Genomic DNA, 17,701 nt, shown 5'->3' with positions numbered 1-17,701 from the left:
GATTGCCCAAGATTTCGGTGTTCATCACGTGAACCTGACGAAATGACGCAGCGCGACGTCGAAGAATCGTGATCTGCGCAAGCGGATCCGGCTGCTGGAGCAGGAGGATGAAGTCCCGCGGCGATTTGAGGTCATCACTATTGAGTCTTCCTTAGAAAGTCCAGTCTAGGTCTCCCTGCCCGAAGGAAATTAGGGCCGAGAGGCTACCCAGCACACCTCCGGCTACCTTTTTCCCGAATCCTGCGGCTCCACCTTGCCGATCCCCTGAAACGTAAAGGTCAGCCCAGTAGTCTGACGCCTCCGCTGCCGCAGTTTTCTCGCCCGAAGCTGAGCGTCGTACTTCAGTGAATGCGAACGCGACCGAGCCGGACCCCAGTCCAGTAGCCCCAATCGTGAGGAAGCTCGCGCTGAGTCCCGCCTCAACAGCGATGGCGCCCGAACGCACGCCACCATACACACCCACCGTTAGACCGCCGTTGGTGGCGCCTTCCGCCACATCTATGGTCCCTTCCGCTCCGCGTCCAGAGTATATTTTTTCTACCCCGTGCAAGATCTGAAGGCTGGATGCTGCCACGCCAAGTCCCATCACTCCCTTGCCCACCCACTGGAATTTGTTCATCCATTTGGAAGTACTTTGCGATTTTTCGATGATTTTGTTGGCGATCGCGATACGTTTACTTGCAGGAAGGGATTCATTGGACGGATCGCCGTAACGCCCAGTGATCTTGGCCCAGTTCTGCTCCTTGTCCAACAACTTCGACAGGAGTCTGCCACCGGGCGTGAGCTTATCTTGTGTCTCTGCACGAAGGACATTTCGAAGCGTACTCGTCTGTTGGGCTATGCGGGCGGCTTCCCCGGGTTGGAGGCCATTAAGGGCTCGAACATCCGCATGAGCGGCAGCAGCTCTAGATACGTTCAATGTCTTATAGGCGTCTCGCAAAGCTACATCCAGCGAAGTGAGCCACTCCGCGGCGCGACCGATGGGGCCGGGGGATCCATCGGCGGCTGCATCTGATCCACTTTCGGTACGGGAACCCGTCTGGCGTTGAGTCCGAGCCTCCGCCTGCGTACCATGTGGATCCCGGTATGCCAGCGGATCGTTTCGGACGTATCGGTACGGATTTGTGCCATCAGCAAGCGGTTGCGGGTCACAGCTTGTCCAGCGGCCCACCCCAGGGGAATAATATCGGGCACCGTGATAGTAGAGCCCGCTCTCTTCGTCGCGCTCTCGCGAGGTGAAGCGATACCGCTTGCGGCCAAAACTGCCGAAGCTGGTCTCGCCATACGGGGTGTATTCCTCGCGATTTAGGAAACCATTGTTGGCGTCGAGAACGACTGTGCTGCTGCCTAGGTGGTCGCCGAAGTGGTATTGCAGGGGTGGACCGAAGTCATCCGGATGTGCTGGTCCCCGCCTCACAAGGGCAACGCGCTGGTCGCCGTCCATAACGTGCAGGTAGTTGTTGGCGCCGGACGCACCGCTGGTGTTCCACCGGTGGTGCTCGAAAATCCCATCGATGTACGTCGCCGACTCAGCAATGCCGCCCTGACGACGGGTGAGTTTTTTTACTCGTTCCCCTGACGCATCATAAAGGTACTGCACGTATACGGACGGCTCCTCATTGCCGACTTGGGTGCGGTAAGCCTTCAGTCGGTTGCCGTAGTCCCAGTCGAAATGCCGCGAGGTCGACTCGCCGGTCATGTTGCCGCACTGATCGAAGGTGTAGGTGAAACTAGCGGCGCCGGAGCCCAGCGTGTGGAGCCGATTGGTGCCGGGAAACAGTGCAAACTGCCGGACCCAAGCGGCGCCACTGTTGGTGTGTCGCAGCCGGACAAGGTTGCCGACTGCGTCATACCGGTAAGTCTCGGCATAACCGACGGTTACCTCTGCTGCGTTTGCAGGACTGGCAATGCCTCCAGCCGACCCACAGCGGGGATCGTCCCGCCATGGCTGGGGCGACGGAAGCCCGGAGCACTCACGCCCGGTGGCCGAAATTAGCCGGTAGAGCGGGTCGTACTTGAATCGGCGAACGAGCGCGTTGCCGTCCACCACCGAGGAACGCAACTGTGGGTCGTCGACCAGACCTGCCTCCGGGTTTCCACGTACCCCGCTACCAGGTGCCCTATCGATGAGTTCAAGTACATTGCCGGCCAAGTCGTATCTGTATGCCACATCTTGTAGGGCATTGCCTCCGGGCCGGTAGGTCAAGGGATCCGGTTGAGCATAGCGCTCAGATCGAAGCCGCAGTAGGCGCCGGCTCCGGGGGTCGAAGTCGTAGCGCGTGAGGACACCGTTGCCGGAAGCGACAAGAGTCCGCTGGCCAGCGGCGTTGTAGACGATACGTGCCACTAAAGTTTGCCCGTCGAGCTCGACCTGCTCCAACCCGCCGGCCCGATTGTAGATCGGGCGAAGCTCGGAACGATGCCCAGTGACGTCCGCTGGAAGGCGTGTGGTGGAAATTCGATTAAGAGCGTCAAATGTCGCTGAAGTTTCATAGATTGTGCTGTCCAGCACGGCTTCTTCCAGCTGATTTGTTCCTGCCAGCGAATGCCAATCAACTCTGTAGGGCTTGACGGCCCAGTCAGGGCGCGGTTGAACAGGATTTGGGAATACTCCGAGTAGTACCTCGTCCGCAATGACCTGGCGGACCCGATGGACGACGTTTTGCTTGAAGTCGTAGCGGGCGAACACCAGCAAACCCGATTCGTCGAAATGTCGGTGGATCTTGCCGAGGCGATTCATTGCCTTATTCTCGGCCCGCTCCTGAGCCAGCTGCTGCGCGTCCCCCCTGTCGCCGTACTCCAGCCGCTCGCGGAGGGAGACCGGTTCGCTTATCTCGTCCCGCGCCCACCGGCGGATCGGGCGGAGCAGAACGTCGTATGCCTGTAGATGTAGGGCATCCTTGTCGTCCCGGATTTCCACGACGTTTCCGGCTGCGTCGAGAACGATGCGGCGTACGCCCTCGTCGAGCTGCACAACGCGTAGCGGACGACCCATAAAGTCGTAGACATTCCGCATGGCGAACCGTCCGGACGCGTCAGTCACGCCAACCATGTTTCCGAGGACATCGTACGAAAACTCGGTCTTTATATCCGAGACTGGCGAGTCCGCTCCTGGTTCTCGATGGCGTTCGGTTCGGTCGACGACGCGGCCCAGCGCATCGACTATGCAGCTCATTGGCGTGTTCCAGTGGTCTCGGTAGCCGCTCGCTTTGACTGCCGAAGTGCGTCCGGCATTGTCGTTAGCGTCGTAGGTGTACACCTCCCAGGGCGTGGGGGTGAACCGGTTGGGCGCGGACAGATCGGCAGGCACCCCGCACACCACCAGCTCCTCCGCTCCGTCCGGATGCCGGGTGGAAGCGAGCCGTCCGCGCGCGTCATACAGCATCGAAACGCACTGACCCCGCTGGGCCTCGCTTGGTTGCTCGTATCTCCATCCGCTGGCGAAGAAGGGCTCGTACTTTTCGACCACGCGACCCTTGTTGTCGTAGACCTGCCAGCCACTGACCACCACATTTGGCTCAGCACCCCTGAGCACTCCGGTGACCTCTTGCTGGGGAGTCGAACTTCCCTGCGCTTCCGCACGTACGAGCGAGCCGAATAGCGGATCGCCCCATCGAACGTCGTCCGCTTGGGCACGCGTTTGGACGAGCCTGCCGAAGCCGTCTGAGTACTGCACTGACTCTATAGACGCGGCCCGCTGCTCTTCGGGTGAGGTGGAGTCGCTAATGTGCGCCACACGCCGGATTGTACGAACCGCAACCGGTTGCTGACTGAAGTCGTACACGAACTTTGTGCTGGGCGTTTGCACGGTGTCTCCGACGATTTCCTCTTCTTTGCCCATTACCGAGGTGCTGCCCGGCAACCCTAGGGGGGTGTAGGTATAGGCCGTGCGATTTCCGTTCTCGTCCGTGACGAGTCCGGGCTGGAGGACGCGATAGTTGTGTACTACTTGAGTCACCATCCCTGCTGGATCGGTCACCCGTTTAGGCAGAAGCCCAACGTTGTCGTACTCGACTTGCGCCTCGCCGCCGATCTGGTTCCGAAACCCTGTCAACAATCCGCGGCCAGTGGCCGGCTCCGCATGGAAATCGTACTGGCGGCGGTTTTGGGACACGTAAAAGCCCATGATTTCGACGCTGTCTACGCTGTCTACCGGCGCTATCGTATACCCCGCGTGGGGAGCGGTGTGGTCGCGAAACTCCTGTGGGTACTCCGCCGTCCACGCGGGCGCCTCCCCGAGGGCAAAGTAAGGCGGTATTGCGGATCCGCCCGAGTCCAGTCGGTAAGCGTCCTTGAGAATCTTCTCGGTGAGGACCAGGATCTCCGTGCGGACCGGTGCGCCAAAATCGCCCAGCCGCCCTAGCTCAAGCCCTGTGAATGGTTGCCCGTCATAGTAGGTGCGCGTCTCCCCAATTACCGACAACTCGGCGGTTCCGTCCGCTATCTCCCTGCGCAGTTCCAGCAGGGTAAGGCTGCCGTCGTTGACGATCTCATGGACTGTGACCTTGGCAACACGGTCCACCATGTACAGCTGGTCGTCGCGCTGGGCGAAAGTGGATGTGGTTGTGGTTCCCAAATAGGGATTCCCATGCTCGGACGTGACGCGGAAATCGCGTCCCCGGGGTACGGCCACGATGAATTGGCGGCGGGCCAGGCCGAAACTGTCGTAGTCCTCGCTGAAAGCGAACTGGATCATCGGATCGGCGCCCCGCTCCCACTGAGTGGTCCGCTGCCCATCGACATGAGGAAAGAAGATCCGCTGGCGATCACTGCCTCTGTCAGGCGGGGGGCTTTCCTCCCGGATGCCGTACTGCCACTCTGTAACGGTGAAAGGTCGCAACTGGCCTTCGGAGCCGTCGACGGCGTAAATTTCGGTTCGCATAGTCTGACCTCGTAGCGTGCGGAGGGCATCGGCCCTCTGAACGGCTGTCATAACAGCGAGCATCTGCTGGGTGGCCACCGGGCGCGGCAGGAACTGCGGATCGTCGGTCCAGTACTCGCCGGTGAAGTCAGCTTCAAAGCGGTCGGCGAACTCGTCTCCGACTGGGCCAAGGTGGAACCACGTCTTGGTTAGCAACGGAGGTGCGAACTGCGACTGCCGCACCGGGTCCACTTTGGAGTCTTCATCGGCTAGATCCGGATTATTGAACTCGTCGACGTGTTGTTCGGTGTCTAGCTGGTCCACGCGGCCGAAGCCTCGGAACTCCCGCTCTGCGCCGTCCCAGTAGCCGTGGTGGTAGCGATAACTCGTCGTGAGCTTACTCCGAGAGATTTCGTCGAGAACTGTTGTCCGCGCGACCACCTGAACTGGGAAGGGCAGCGGCGTCTGCCATCGTGAAGGCGATTGCTGGTCTGAGAGGTAGAAATTCGTCGAGGAAGCGTAGCGTATTCGGGTCACCGCTCCGATGTTGTTTGTCATCATTTCGAGCAGGTAGGGTTTCACGGCGCCGGTGAGGTCCAGGAACCGGTGCAGGGCCAGTGTGGCCCCCGGCGAGTTGCTTGTCCAAAGGATGCCCGCGGTTCCGTTGCCTAGCAGGTCGACCAGCCGCACGGCGTCGATGTCAGGGAATGAAGGCGTGTTCTCGATGCGGATCGGATCCGACCAACTGTTGCCGTTCTGGTTGATCCAGATTGTCACGCGGCCGGGCTCGACGTAGATGAGGTCATCCAATCCGTCGCCATCCACGTCGCCGAGGAGGACGCGGCGCGGATCAAACTGAACCCCCGGCAACAGTTGGTCCTCGAAAAGGGGGCTGTTGGCCATGCTGATCCGCGCGCCCCACCGGCCGTGCCCAAGAGAGGGCCAGTAATCGACCCGGCCCTGGCCAATTAGTACGATGTCCTGCAGGCCGTCGCCGCTAAGATCGGCCAGCTTTACCCGTGGGTTGTCGAAGGTGACGTCGGGAAACTCCTCCAAAGGGCCACGGGGTCTGGTTGCCACCGCTCCCCAGCCGTGGACCGGATCGTTGAAAAACAACTGGAAGTTTGAGCCGGTGCGCAGAGCGTCGACCACGCCGTCACCGTCGAGGTCTACCAGACGCAAATTGCCGTCGTCGAAGGGGACGGAGGGCGGCGTCGCGTACCGCACGAATCCTCGAGGACTCCATCGTCCGGTGAAGCTGAGCGGGAAGTAGCCTCCTCGGTCAAGGGTGAGGAGGTCGGCGCGGCCGTCCCCATTAAGATCGCCGAACTGAGTCCCTGGATCGCCCAGCCGTACGCCTACCGGGACCTCCGGCATCATGCGCGGCGCATCGTATGTCCCGTTGCCGAGGTTGCGCCAAAACCGGGAGCCGCCGTTCATTTCGATGATGTCGGGCAGTCCGTTGCCAAACAGACTCACCAACTCTAGATCTTCGTCAGCTAACGAACGACGCATCAGGGTTCCGCCGGTACCCTCGACCAATTGAGGCCGGCGGCCCTCCGGGTCAAAGGTGCTGTACCCGAATTCCAGGGGCGGCAGTTCCTGGGTATCTGCTCCGTCGTGGCCGGTTACGCGGACCTGACTCAGCAGTGAGATGCCGTTGCGCGGCAGCAACCCGGCGTCCAGTTCCCCGATGCGGACCCGGTCATCCAGGTAGGTCAGGTCAATGCTACGGGTCAGGTGGTTTTCGTTATCCGGATGGGTCCGGATTTCGATGCGTTTGCAGCGCAGTCGGGTGCGGATTTCAAATCCTGCCCGGTGGTGGGAAAAATGAGAGACGGGATTCGGTTGATCTTCGTAGAGGAACGTAATTGACACCAGAAAAGCATCGTCGCCGTAGTCGACGTAGCGGATGGTTTCCAAATAAACCTGGTCCCAGGCCCGTAGTCCGTCCTCGGCGTGGTCCCGCCGGTACTCGTAGCGGATCCGGTTGCCGAATGGGTCGGTCGTCTCGGTCAGTTTCCAGCTGAAAATCTTGGACGGGTTCCGTGGGTCGGCTAACACTGCATCGGGGGATCCGGTACCCCCGAAGCGGCTGACTAGGCCGTCCCTACCCTGCACCCGCCACATATCCGCGCCGTCACGGATATGCTCGATCCGGGCGAAAAGTCCTTCGGTGCGGGGCCGGAAACGGGTGACTCCTAGGGACTGCTGGCCGACCGGCACGAGGTCTTCCGCGTCGGACAGCAAGAACGTGTCGTGGTCGTCGGGGTCGGTCGAGTCGTCGAGGTACCGGGGGATACCCCGTGAGGTTTTGCGGGTGATTTCCGGCGTACTTAGTGCCCAACCGAGACCGAACGGGCCGTTTCCGTTGCCGGTGCTATACGACAGGCTCAGCGCTGGCTGGAATCCGTTGCGCCCTGACGGCACAGTAATTGGCACGGTGAGGTTCCCGGTTCCCGTGAAGAGGTCCGGGGCGAAGGTCTCGCCGATGCCATGCAGGGCTCCACCTCCACTGGGCAACGAAATGACCTGGGCGGCAACGCCTGACTTGTTACTCATCGATCAGACCTCCAACTCAATGGTGTCCTTGTATCGCTACTGGTAGGAGTACATGACGAACAGGCGAAGGTCGCCAAGTTGGGTGAAAGCCTGCTCACCATCGAGTAGCGTGATCTGCCATGGCCCTTCTACGGGGAACCGATCATCGAGGGGAAGGGTCTCGGGCTCGCTGTCCAGGTCTTCGCTGAACCCGCCTCGGCCGGATACGCGTTCGCGCTGGAAGTTCGCGTCTGCCCTGCCGTAGCGTAGCCGAATGCCTTCGACACCCTTGTCGTTATTATCTGTCGCTTGTAGTACGAGGGCTTTGAACTGGAGATTCGTTAGTGAGGCGGGAAAGTGCTTGCGTTCGAGGGGCACACTGGCCGTTCCCGTGCGAAGGGCTCCAAAGCTGTCGGGGAACAGTTCCTGCAGAGAGAATCCGGAGATCTTGTCGAGTGGCTCGCCATTGGGTGCAAGTTCTGTCTCGTAGTCATGCACAAGCTGCTCAATTTTTGTTTCCAGGTCCCCGGTGTCCACGCCAGCGACAACGCCGAAATGGATCGTGATGTCTCCTATCCGCAGTTCCTCAAGATTGTGTAGCTCAAGCCGCCACAGTCCGGTCGGGCCGTAGCCTTCCAATCCCTCGCGAAGAGCCTCCGGCTTTAAGTCATTCGGAGCATTTACGGGTAGAAGCGGAGAGCTGAAAATTTCGGTGGATATGATGGGATTCTTTTCTAGAACGTAGGACAGGACCCCCCCAACTGGACTGACCCCGCGTCCCTCCGTCCGCTGTTCCTCCCGTGCCCGTCGCACCTCGAGCTCGGTCGGCACCAACCGCGTCGTATCCCTTACATCCTTGTGCCGCAGCAGGAACGCGCCAGTGTGCTCCAGTACTCCGCGCGGGCCGCTCGCCGGGCCGGTCGCATCGATCTGAACCGCTACAGCGTAAATTCTGCACATGTAGGAGAATGGGAAGTCCTTATTTAGCTGGTACAGCGAGTACTCGAAGTAAGTTTCGCCGTCCTGCAACAGTCGGGCGTACTCGAGCGGATAATGTTGGCTGAGTGAAATATGGATCTGAAACGTCCGAAGTGCATCCCCACTCATGTGCAAGTCTTGGTCGTGAAGCTCGCCCAAATCCTTTGACAACGAGTCCGTGGCAGCGTTAAGACGTGCGAGCGGGTCGAGGTCTTCCGGAGTCTCGCCCACAGTGTCGGGGGAAGGATTGTCCCAGTAGTCGAATCTGATGAGCGGTGCATCCTGGCCGCGCGCGAAGGACCAGGCGCGCTCGGCTAGGTAGGCCAGCAAGATCGCTGTATCGAGCACCCTAGCAGCTCTTCTCTCATGCAATTCGGCGAGTGTGAGATAAAGGTCGGCGTCGACACGATTGTCGGTGAGGAAGTTCAGTCGTTGATCCAAGTGCTGGATTCGTCGCTGGGATAGAGACAGCTCGGTCTCGGCAATGTGACTTCTGATTTCCGCGATCTCGACGTCCGCTTTTGCTATATCTAGTTGGTGTCCCAGCTCCGTACTTCGCGCAAAGTGGTTAACAGAGGACTCGATGAACCCCGTTATAAGGGCTCCTCCTACGAAAGACTGAGGGCTGGTGATAGCCGAGGAAATACGCGAGGCCCAACCAGCCATGGTCTGCGCTGCCAGTACATCCAGTTGATCCCTGATTAACGCCACCTGCTCTTCGGACTTCCCTTCCTCGAGACCTGCAATCGCGATCTGATCGACGAGAATACCGGTCCGCAAGGTCTCCTCGTTTAGTTCGTGGACGATGTTCATCTGTTGCCCGATGAGCGACTGAGCAGCTGCGAGTGAGTTCAGCGCGCCCTCGGCTGCTTGTGCCAGTTGTTGAAACTTGTTGTCCGCTGCGGCTTGCAATGCCGTCCAGCGCATGACCGGAACGAAGTCTTCCGATAAGCCGAGCACGTTGAGACCGGCTCGCAAAAGCCGACATTGCCGTCCTGCGTGCGTTATGACCTGACCGCGTAGAGCGTTCCCGGGGGAAATTGCACTGTCCGTGACGATACGTACCGCGGCTTCGTAAACCTCACAGAGAAGGCGCCTATTCTCTGTAGAGAGAATGCGGTGCCGTCGGAACAGAACGTCGCCGAGCTTGAGGTACGCGAATGCGGACCGGAGGGCGGCGAATTGTTGCACAGGCGTAATGCCTCGTGCTGGCCCCGTTGAAGTCACGAAGACGCCGGGCAGCGCTAATATCTGGCGGGGACCAGTCAGAGCTACGTAATGCTGGAAAAGTCGTATCTCCGCACCGAGAACATTAACCTTTTTTGTCGCCGCCTCCGGCAGCAGGAGGGCATAAGAGTGAATTGCTTCGACCAGGCGCGGAGGCGTGCCGATACCCTGAAGGGCTTCGTTGTCGAGTAAACTCTTACGCGCCGCGCCGGGTTGAAAGAACTTGTTCAATGCGACGATGTCAGTGGCCGAGACGGGCGGGCCTTTGTACCCTTGGCAAATGGTTCGCGTCACTCGCTCGATTGTCGGCTCTCCCTCGGCGTCGACCCCGCCCTTTATGAAGGCTCCGAACGAGATTGGACCTGAAAAGGCTAAATCGATCGTCGCTGGCGTGATCGCTGGCAGGTCTCTATGGCTGTGCACGCGGCCCAGCAGTCGGTGGGCGGGCCCGAACTTTCCCGAGAGAATCGATTGGTAGGCTTCCTGCAATGCGGGGGCTTCCTCAGTCATCGCCGAATGTCCGAGGAACAATATCAACTCCTCCCGCGCCGCCCTGACGTCGTTAGCACGGCCTCGAAGGTCGGGCGGAACCGGCGTAACTGATCCGGGGTGCGTATCGACCGGTCGGACAACGTCTCCCAGTGCGGTCCTTACCTCGTCAAGGTTAGCCGCCGCGAAAAGGTCGACGAACTCGAAAATCTTCACTCCGTTTTCTGGAAAAGACATCATTATCAATTCACCATGATTTTCACGATAGATTGCTGGCGTTGCCAGGGCCTTACTGCACGAAGTGCCTGAATATTGAAGAAACGATCCATATGCCAGGCCGACGAGAGACTAGTTGGTGCAGTACTGATGTACTTGAACATGCTTTGAAGCATTCACGTGTAGGGCAACTTGTACGCCGTGCCAGTCGAACCCGATTTCGCAATCTGTCGGCATAGCAGACGACACAAGCCTCGCAGATTGGTGAAGAACCTATCCCGTCCCTCAGGCAATCCGCTAAATCGCTGTCAGGCCTCATCCAAATTCATTGAAAAGCGGTACTGATGGACTTGATGGTTGCCTCCTTGGTGGAATTGATCGGTTCATCGCCGCCAATGCGAATTAGGATACTCCAGCGGTTCGTCGCAGCCAGCAATGCTAAGGAGTACACGGCGTTGAACTGGGCGTGGTCGCCTAAAAGCACGAACTCGTTATTCAACGGGCCGACCGAAGGGTCATTGTCCAATGCGATCGCCACGCCAACTCTATCGGTTCTGATGCCAATAATTTGTCCGCTGAGTCTCGTCGGCATCGCTTGTTCTCCTTGCTTCTTAAGCTGTCTACTCGATGACTCTCTCGACCGGTTTCATTGCCGCTAGGGGCTAAAGTGCCGCGGCGGTAGATTGCTTTGGATGTCAATAGTGCCACCCCGCTGGTCGCGGATCTTGCCCGTCGTTCTCTTAAAGTCCTGAATGCGATCCTCGTTCGCATCTTCGCAATTGTGAACGAGGACGCCAGCACTCCAGCCGTGAAGGGTCGAGTCCACTTCGTAGGTAGAGATTGCGCCTGCGCACACTCATTCGTCAAGACGTGGGGTGAACAAGCGGGAGAGTTAGGCGCAGATTCTGGCGAGGGGCACTCATTCACTACTTGTAGGGGCACAGCAGATGCACGTATGACGACGCGAGCGAAGCGGCTGCACCGCTTCGAACCTCCCACAATCCAAACCGGACAGGGGTAACGGGCGTGTGGTGGTTCTGGGCGGGCGGGGAAGCCCCGACAACCGCCGGGGCTTCTTCATTGGTGCTGGTGATGCTCAGCCGAGGCCGGTCGCAGCAGTCAGGGTCTGCAGGCCGGTTCGTCCCATGCTGGTGATCGGCCAGCCGAAATTGCCGATCGCGTAAGCACTGATGGGCACGAGCAGGCACCATTCGCGGATGGAGCCGACGTTGCCGAGGACGGGGACGGCGAAGTAGCCGTTCCTTTTCCACATCCAGTTGATGACGGGGATCGCGCCGATGGCCCCGGGCGGCCGGATGATGAACGGGTGGACGAGGTTGCAGCCGCCGGTGATCATCCTGTCACCGAGGATGTGGACGATGACGCCTATGCCCATGGCCATCGGAAACCAAAACTGCTCGTTCGGGGCGAATGCGGTGACGAATGCGCCGGCGGCCAGTCCGACCGCCCATGGGGACTTTTTCAGGCCGTCCGGGATCATCTTCAGGGCCTTCGCTGCGAAGGCGACCAGCAGCATGGTCAGCAGTCCGGCACCGGGGTAGATCGTCCCGAAGGATTCGGTTTGCATCGTCCAGAGTCCGGCCACCCAGGCGACGGCGATGAAGGCGACGATGCCGAGGAGGGAGTGCGTGCCGTGGCGGTGTCCGCCGAAGATCTTCCCGATGCCGGCGCACATGATGTTCGACAGCGGCAGCAGCGAGTGAGCGATCGTCGCACTGTGGTGGTCGGCGTCGGGCAGGAGTGCAGCTCCGGCGGTGACCAGGGCGCCGGTGATGACACCGACGGGGCTGACGTCGAGCAGGCCGAGGCCCAGGGTGAGGGATTCGGGAAGGAAGGTGACCTTCTCGGCTGGCGGTCCGAGGCCCACCTCGATCTGCGTGGTGACAGCGACCCAGGCGGCTGCGCCGCAGGCTGCGTGGTGGGCACCCATCATGGCGGTCCTTTCGGGAGGTGAAGTGTTCTCACCTCCCATGTGTGCGGCTCCCGCCCGGCGCCTCCCCGCCCCTGTCTCACATCTCTATGCAGTTGCCGCACCCAATGCAGATCACGAAACTAGCGCGCGTTTTCGTATGGTTAGGATCCGAATTAGCAGGTGGGTGGCCGCCCGAGCCGCTGCCTGAGCCGCTGCCTGAGCCATCACCTGACTTCGAGCCGGCGGGGGGTACCGTAACGGTTACGTGATTTCCCCCGTTGGGGCTGTTGTCTCCACTTGAAGAGTTGTTCATGCCACCGCTGGGGCTGTTATCTCCACTGGTGGGGCTGGGGGTGCGACCGTCGTCAGTGAGAACATCCTTGATCCACCCCACGACATCACTAACCCCACCCCAGAAGCCGCCATCGTCGTCTTCAGGTTGCGCGGTGGGGACCTCGCCGGTCGCGAAGGCTCCCCACATGGATGAGCCGCCACCGCCGCTTTGCTCGGCTGGAGTATCACCGGCCGCAGCGCTGACCCATCCAAACACTGTCTCAACGTCAGCTGGGGTGATTATGCTCAGGAATCGTCTACCGGGAAGTTCGAAGGTGTATCCGCCGGCGTGTGACATCACCTTGAACTTGTTGGCTACCGTAGCCCTTCCGCGCTGACGCACTTCAGCGGCCACCTGCTTGGCCTCTTTCGAGATCCGGCGGCTCGCAGTCGGATCGGTTGTTGCGCTCGAAAAAGCTGTCAGGGCCTTCTCGAGTCTTTCCAGGGACTGAATCTGCGCTGGGACGCGTGTGCGGGTTATGCCCGTGTGGTTAGGGCCGGGAACGAATAGCACGCTACTGTCATTATCGAGTTTAAGCTCGAAACCCGCGGGCGGAAATCGCACCCGACTTGGGCCGCCTGAAGCCACTGCTTCGTCTGAAAGCAAGGCTCGAAGTCCCCGGCCTGAAGCGATTGTGAGTTCTGGATTCGGTGGCATTTTGGCTCCTGGGCACTCCTAGAAGTTTGTGGAGTCCAAGTCTCCGCCCGGACTTGAGGATATGGAAGGGTCGGATGGCACCCCTTCGCTGAAGGGGCGAGTGCAGCCCAGATGCGCCTCCTCTAACGTGGAACGACAGATGGATCGGGCTCTGATTTTGCCTCTGCCTATCCGATGGTGTCCTCCGCGATGATCCGCCTGGCGCGTGCCGGCAAGGGCGATGTCCGCTCAGGTGCCAGCGGCTACTTCCTCCGAATGCCTCCGAGTTGGAAGTCCTGGGGGTTGGCCGTCAGCACCCTGAATGCGGTGAGCCCCGTGTCGCGGTTCGCCGGCTCGAGCAGAAGCCACGCGCTGTGACGCTCGTTAATCAGTTCCTTATGCAGTGCACCGATCCGGTTCCGGTCGTGTCCCTTGAGCTCGGGCACCACGGACAGGGGAGCTGTCATGGTCGCAGCGAGCACCGCGCCGTCCTCAAGATGCCGGCCCGGGTCGCGCGAGTCGGACATGTAGGCGGCGCCCTTGAGGACCAGTGCTCCGAGCGCGTTGGGGATGCTGACCATCACCTCACCATCGTCCGTGGCGATCCGGCAGTTCACGGTCCGCTGCAGTGCTTGGGTGCCGGGGGCAGCAGGAAGGGTGCCCGGCCGCCGATCGTCGGGCGCACCTTGGGCGCTGCGTTGTCGGCGATCATGACGTCGATCTGCTCCTTGCCGCGCACGAACCGGTGCGCAGCAGCGTCAACGCTGATCGATTCCTCCAGCTCGTAGCCGAGGCGCTGGAGGGTTGCCCGGATCTGTGGTGCGGACGCGGCTCCGGTTTCGACGTGGAGGACGATGTCGACGTCGGCGGTAGGCCGGGTGACCTCCAGGCCGGCGACGGCCGCATGGAGTTGGACCATGAGGCCGCCGACCAGGGTCCACTGAGTCGACGGGATCTCGCGAGCGAGCTCGAGGCACTGCGGCCACGGGGTTCCCCATCCACCGGGCGGCATGGGCGCATCCCAGACTGGCCGGTCGTCGGTGACCGCTTCCACAACCGCGTCAGCCACGAAGAAGGTCCCCAAGGACACGCATGCCCGCGGACCTCTCGCGGGTGGCGAGGGAGTCCATGAGGTCGAGGGCGATGGCGGCGACGGGCACCCGGTCGTCATCGAAGGCCCGGTTGCTGGCCACCTCGCGAATCGTCACATTGCCGCGCGGATCTTCGCGCATGCCGAGTCCGGCGGCGAGTTGGTCCGCGTCGCCGGACATCGCGTATCCCTCATAGGTGCCGCCTCCTCCGGAGAGGCCGAAGACCTCGGCGGTCTCCGCGTCGCGCATGGCGGCTCCGCCGGTGGCCAGAAGGTTGGCCTCGAGGATCGGGATGGCGTCGCTGCTGGCCCGGAAACGTCGGGTGACCGCTCGGTCCCGTGCCAGGAAGTGGACGTCCTCGGCGGAGGAGTGTCGCAGTCGATTTTTGAGCCGGGACACCTCGGAGGCGGACATCCAGCTGGCGCGCATGCCGGACAGCAGGGAGATGGCGGCCCAGGCAGAGCCCTCTGCCCAGGCGCGGCCGCGCCGCAGGACGTGCCCTCCGGCGAGGAGCCGTTCCACGGAAGCGGGGTCGACGATGATGGTTCGGCCGGCGGCTCCAAGCGAGTCAAGCCGCCCGCGGTCAATGAGCTCGTGAATCGATTGGCGCGTGATTCCGAGGCGTTCCGCGACTTCGGCCACGGTGAGCCCCTCGAGTGCCTGCATACACTAATCCTGATCAACGTCAGGTTTAGTGTCAATAGTTGAGGGGCGCATCGCCGCTGGTCAAAGCGGCCATGCGCCCCTCACCGTCTAGGGTTTGCCCCTACCCGAAGACGTCCTCGGTGACGACCCGCTTGGGCCGCACGGGGGCGAAGTCGTCGTCGTCGTCGACCGGCGCCCAACGGCGTGGTGCGACGGGCGAAGAGATCATCGTCGTCGGCCGTAGCCTGGCTGGCAGGTGCCGATGGGGCGGCCGGCGCGGGAGAGGGAGCGGCAGCAGTGTCGAAGCCCGTGAACCCCCACTCGTCAGGAGCCGCCTCCACGACTGGTGTCACCGGAATCGGCTCCTCCACGACGACCATGTCCTGCACAGGGGTCTCCGGCGCCTGGATCACGGTCAGTTCAAAGTCGGCGGTGTCGGCCCCGGCGATGAACTGTTCCATGGTGTCGACCTCCTCGTGGGTCGCCCCGGTGAACGAGTCGGGGACGACCAGCAGCGACTGGACCCCGATCTCGGCGAACGCCTCCTGGGCGATCTCCTTGAAGGAGAGCCCGAGCAGAGTGTCCTCCTCCGAGAGCTCGTCGTCGATCCACGCAACCCGACGGATGTCAGGGTTCTGCTCGAGCCAGGCGAGTGCGGCGTCGATCTTCCACCATCCGCTGTCGTCGAATCCCGACTCGAGGGCATCAGCGGCCCGGGGCAGCAGCCGGCCCAGGTGCCCCGGCGCGTCCTGCCCCCGAGCGCTCAGCCACACCTGACGTGCAGGCAGGGCCGCCAGGCGTCCTACGATCGCGAGTCGGAATGCTGTCGCTCCGTGCCCCGGTGTGTCGATCATCTCCATGTCGGCCGTGTGGGTAAAGGGGGCGATGGCTTCGTCGACGTCGGTGAAGAGCGCGACACCGGGCACCTCCTGAACCTCGGCGACCTCGTCGTCCCAGAACAGCTCGGACTCGGGAACGACGGCAGGCGCACCAGTCGTAACGGTCTCATCCAGCTCCAGGGTCTTGGGGAGGACCCTGCAGGTGACAGATACGTCCTGCCGCCGACGCTCTTGAGTAGGTCCAAGCTCTCAGCACAATTCACCTCCCGCTGGGCCGACTTCATCAGGAGGCTGGACAACATCGGGGCGGCAGTAACCGGGCTCCCTCCGATCAGCTGTACCAGGGCCACCAAGAGCACATTGACCCCATATGCCAGCGTTGATTGCGCTTACGCCCGCCTAACATGCGGCCTGCCGATCGAGTCTCCGGGCAAGGAGGGGCTCTCCGTTGCCTAGCAAGAGTGCGCATCGCTTACACCTCGAATAGGGTGCAATCATGTCCATTGTCACCTGGCCCTCCGCCCAAGCCCTTGAACCTACTTCCCACAACGTCAAGGTTGCGCTCAAGCACCTGCTTCGAGCTTGGGGCAGCAAGAGCCGTCTCGCCGCTGCATTGAAAGTGGACCCGGCGGATTTAGTAGCGTGGGAAAGCGGGAACTCCAAGCCCGGGACCAAGGATGGCCGGCTAATCGTGCACACGCATGTGGTTTTGGAGCAGGCGGAAAAGATCTGGAAGTCGAATGTTGCCGTCGATTGGCTGTTGGGCAATAACTCGTATCTAGACGGGGTACGACCAATTGACTCCATCCGGGTAAAGGGGTTGCGCGACGTTAAGGGCGCCGTTGAGTCTGAGGCTGCCGGGAACTTCTCGTGACGCTCCTTTACCGGGTATTCGGGTATGACGCAGGCGCAACTGATTCTAGCAAGTCAGGGCACCCGCTATTTCTTCATAAGCCACAGGCGGGAGGCAGATTGGACAACAATGATCGATACGGTCTCTGGTACTTCGCTCTGACTCCGGAGGCTGCGGTCGGCGAGGTGTTCGGGAATTTGGACAAGTTTACCGACGACATGTTTTTGCGTGATTACATGCCGCACGGCAGGCAAGTCCTAGGAACCTACTCGATCGACGAGGACGAGTACTCCTTCCTCGACCTCGATGACCCGAACAATTTGAAGGACCGGGCGCTTCGGCCAACGCAGATCGTCGCCCGTAATCGCGCCACGACTCAGGCGTGGGCTCTGAAGATATTCGAGGAGCGGCGCACCGACGGTAAGCGGAAGTGGGCGGGTGTCAGATGGTGGTCGTTCCAGCGCCCGAACTGGGTCGTTTTCGGGCTATGGGTGGAACCTGGCGAAGACCTGCCATTCACTTACATCGAGCACCAAGACCTAAACCTGAATCATGCCGCGGTCGTAGCCGCCGCCGATGCTCTGACGAAGGAGGTGGTGCCCTAAATATGCCGCCGCATCCGTTTGTGCTGGTAGCAGTTCATGCGTGGAATGCGGCCGAAGGCAATTGAGAAAAATTGGTCGCTACGGACGGGGTTTCCCGCCGGTACACGGAGTGTGTCTGCGTGGTGGTCCGATTCAGGGCAGCCTAGGCAGACTTTGCAAGCTTCAAACGTAACTTTCAGGTAGAAGTATGGCCCCTAAGGGTGCCTTAGGAAGACCGGTGACAAGCCCGCCCTTTTTGCCCTGCCTGCCGCACGCACGCGGCACGCACCTCCTCACACCCCGTTGCAACGTGTAGTCGGAAGACCGAGGACATTAAATTCCTACCCTCCCTATCCGCACCACCATGACGCCCTGCCAGCCCATCTCGCTCCATGCTGGCAATCTGCGGGCGGATGAAGTCCTGGATGGTGCTTGTTTGCTCCTCAAGGAGCACGAACTTTCTTTGTGCATGTC

At 61.0% G+C, this 17,701-nt stretch carries 10 protein-coding genes; 2 read left to right on the top strand and 8 right to left on the bottom strand.

The annotated features are described in order from the left end of the window. Positions 1 to 151: 151 nt before the first annotated feature. From CI785_RS06570 to CI785_RS06540, 8 genes are all read right to left on the bottom strand, one after another. Positions 152 to 7,423, bottom strand: coding sequence for a SpvB/TcaC N-terminal domain-containing protein (locus CI785_RS06570; protein WP_105031275.1), 7,272 nt, complete (start codon positions 7,421 to 7,423; stop codon positions 152 to 154). Between the two features lie 36 nt (positions 7,424 to 7,459). Beyond that, entirely contained in the window at positions 7,460 to 10,312 is a 2,853-nt protein-coding gene (locus tag CI785_RS06565) for a Tc toxin subunit A-related protein (RefSeq protein ID WP_157940193.1), read from the bottom strand. Positions 10,313 to 10,637: 325 nt separating this feature from the next. Further along, positions 10,638 to 10,904, bottom strand: a complete 267-nt coding sequence (locus tag CI785_RS06560) for a hypothetical protein (protein WP_105031273.1) — start codon at positions 10,902 to 10,904, stop codon at positions 10,638 to 10,640. Positions 10,905 to 11,408: 504 nt separating this feature from the next. Beyond that, on the bottom strand, positions 11,409 to 12,263 hold the full coding sequence (locus CI785_RS06555; RefSeq protein WP_240615044.1) for a metal-dependent hydrolase: 855 nt from the start codon (positions 12,261 to 12,263) through the stop codon (positions 11,409 to 11,411). Between the two features lie 1,215 nt (positions 12,264 to 13,478). Then, positions 13,479 to 13,799: a hypothetical protein gene (locus CI785_RS17480; protein WP_240615043.1), complete on the bottom strand. Its 321-nt coding sequence runs from the start codon at positions 13,797 to 13,799 to the stop codon at positions 13,479 to 13,481. A gap of 29 nt (positions 13,800 to 13,828) precedes the next feature. Beyond that, on the bottom strand, positions 13,829 to 14,284 hold the full coding sequence (locus CI785_RS17475; RefSeq protein WP_240615042.1) for a hypothetical protein: 456 nt from the start codon (positions 14,282 to 14,284) through the stop codon (positions 13,829 to 13,831). Beyond that, complete coding sequence (locus CI785_RS06545) at positions 14,277 to 14,972, bottom strand: helix-turn-helix domain-containing protein (RefSeq protein ID WP_105031271.1); 696 nt, start codon at positions 14,970 to 14,972, stop codon at positions 14,277 to 14,279. Before CI785_RS06545 ends, CI785_RS17475 begins: the two co-directional genes overlap by 8 nt. Before the next feature lie 80 nt (positions 14,973 to 15,052). Further along, positions 15,053 to 15,877: a hypothetical protein gene (locus CI785_RS06540; protein ID WP_105031270.1), complete on the bottom strand. Its 825-nt coding sequence runs from the start codon at positions 15,875 to 15,877 to the stop codon at positions 15,053 to 15,055. A 409-nt stretch (positions 15,878 to 16,286) separates the two neighbouring features. Between CI785_RS06540 and CI785_RS17055 the strand changes: the two genes are divergently transcribed. Then, positions 16,287 to 16,664, top strand: a complete 378-nt coding sequence (locus CI785_RS17055) for a hypothetical protein (protein WP_157940192.1) — start codon at positions 16,287 to 16,289, stop codon at positions 16,662 to 16,664. Next, positions 16,661 to 17,248 (top strand): RES family NAD+ phosphorylase, encoded by a 588-nt coding sequence (locus tag CI785_RS06530; protein ID WP_105031268.1) that lies wholly within the window; start codon positions 16,661 to 16,663, stop codon positions 17,246 to 17,248. Before CI785_RS17055 ends, CI785_RS06530 begins: the two co-directional genes overlap by 4 nt. The last annotated feature ends 453 nt before the right edge of the window (positions 17,249 to 17,701 follow it).

Source organism: Arthrobacter ruber, from assembly GCF_002954225.1.
GTDB classification, from domain to species: domain Bacteria; phylum Actinomycetota; class Actinomycetes; order Actinomycetales; family Micrococcaceae; genus Arthrobacter_D; species Arthrobacter_D ruber.
Note: the sequence above shows the minus strand (reverse complement) of the source record. Positions and strands in the feature narration are given on the sequence as shown.

Bases quoted from the DNA above. Each gene is read 5' to 3' on its own strand.
- CI785_RS17055 (WP_157940192.1), top strand. From the start codon at position 16,287: ATGTCCATTGTCACCTGGCCCTCCGCCCAAGCCCTTGAACCTACTTCC.
- CI785_RS06545 (WP_105031271.1), bottom strand. From the start codon at position 14,972: ATGCAGGCACTCGAGGGGCTCACCGTGGCCGAAGTCGCGGAACGCCTC.
- CI785_RS06560 (WP_105031273.1), bottom strand. From the start codon at position 10,904: ATGCCGACGAGACTCAGCGGACAAATTATTGGCATCAGAACCGATAGA.
- CI785_RS06555 (WP_240615044.1), bottom strand. From the start codon at position 12,263: ATGGGTGCCCACCACGCAGCCTGCGGCGCAGCCGCCTGGGTCGCTGTC.
- CI785_RS06570 (WP_105031275.1), bottom strand. From the start codon at position 7,423: ATGAGTAACAAGTCAGGCGTTGCCGCCCAGGTCATTTCGTTGCCCAGT.